Source organism: Streptomyces sp. SDr-06 (assembly GCF_003324565.1).
Taxonomy (GTDB): Bacteria; Actinomycetota; Actinomycetes; order Streptomycetales; family Streptomycetaceae; genus Streptomyces.
Genome location: NZ_QOLA01000068.1, coordinates 1 through 1724 on the forward strand (window position 1 = coordinate 1; position 1724 = coordinate 1724).

The window sequence follows — 1724 nt, forward strand, 5'->3', positions numbered from 1 at the left end:
GGATTTTCCCGGCGACCCGTAATCGAGTCTTCCGGGCCCGATCGAAATGAATTCGGCATGCCGAAAACACTCCCGGTCGGGAGATCGTGCTGAGTTGGGTTGCCGCAGATCCTGCGGCGGACGGTTGCCCGGAACCATCCCGGCTGCGTGACAACTCGGAGAACATTACACGAGATCCCGGGGTCCACGGACGCCCCCTCCCCCGCCGCCCCGCCCCTCTCTCGGCGCCCCCGCCCCTCCTCCTCTCTATGGGGAGGAAGTCGGCAGGGGCGGCCACGGCCGACGATTCGGGTTGCGGTTGCCGCAGCGTCAACTCCTACCGTCGTCTGTGTGGCCGGAGACACCGGCCCGGCGATGGGAGGCACGGCAATGGCCTGGTCGATCGCGGAGGTGGCCCGGATGTCCGGGGTGACGTCCCGGACGCTGCGGCACTACGACGAGATCGGTCTGCTGCCGCCGGCCTGGATCGGAAGCAACGGGCACCGCTACTACGAGGAGTCCGACCTGCTGCGGCTGCAGCAGATCCTGGTGATGCGCGAGCTGGACCTGGGGCTGCGCGAGATCCAGGCCGTGCTGGACAGCCAGGTGGACCGCGTGGCCGTACTTCGCGAGCACCACCAACGGCTGCTGGCGGAACGGAACCGGCTCGCCACCCTGGCCCACACGGTCGGGCGCACCATCGCCGAACTGGAGGAAGCAGAGGAGAACAACGCCATGACGAAGATCAACCGGCCGGAGAACCTGTTCGAGGGGTTCGAGCCCTCGGATGCCGAGTCGGAGAAGGTGCGCGAGCGCTGGCCCGAGGCGTGGGAGGAGTCGCGGCAGGCCATCGAGACGATGACCGCCGAGGACTCCGAGCGGTGGCAGCGGGAGGTGACGGCGCAGATGATCCGCGTCGCGGAGCTCATGGTGGCCGGTACCCCGGTCGACGACCCCGCGGTCCAGGCCGAGATGGCCGACCACTACCGGGGCGTCTGTCGGTTCTGGACGCCGAACGCGGTCGCGTACAAGGGGCTGGGGCAGACCTATGTCGACGAGCCCCAGATGCGCGCCAACTTCGACAAGATCGCCAACGGCCTCGCCGTCTACCAGCGGGACGCGATGTTCGTCTACGCCGACGCCCAGCTGAGCTGACCACCGGCTCCGCTCACTGGTCGGCCCGCATCCGGCATCGCCTGCCGACCGCCGTCCGACCGGCGGCACATGACCTCCGGGGGGCTGCAGACCCCCGGTGGCACCCGGGCCGCCTTCGCGCACGCCTCTCGCCATCGCCTTCCCGCACGGCCGCCAACGAGCGCTGTCCAGTGCCCCGTTTAGGGGTTTTGGCAGGACACCAGACCTTTGCCGTGAATGCCCTCCGCGCCGCTGTTCCAAGTTCGTAACCGTTCCCGAAGCACCGCCACCGCGAGCCCGTCGAACACCTGGGAAATCAGGGATCCGGGCAGGTCGGGGCGGTGCGACTGTGCGTTGCGCGTGCAATCTGCTTTGGGTACACATAGACGGCGCGCCCTGCTGCGCGTGGTGTTCGTTCGGTCTGTTACGGGGGTGTGTGCGTGAAGTTCGACATGGGGTCCACGACTCTGTCCGACCTGGGAAGGAGCACCGAGGGGTCGAGTGGTGATCTCGGTGCGTTGATCCGGCAGTTGATCGCGGCCGCTGATCCGCTGGAGGGGAAGTTCAACGGGGCCGGGAAGGTCGCGTTCGACTCGTTCAAGGCGCACGCG

Annotated in this window: 1 protein-coding gene; it reads left to right on the forward strand. The window is 68.1% G+C overall.

Annotated elements, in window-relative coordinates:
- The first annotated feature begins 369 nt into the window (after positions 1-369).
- Complete coding sequence (locus DT019_RS38990) at positions 370-1134, forward strand: MerR family transcriptional regulator (RefSeq protein WP_114041731.1); 765 nt, start codon at positions 370-372, stop codon at positions 1132-1134.
- Positions 1135-1724 lie beyond the last annotated feature (590 nt).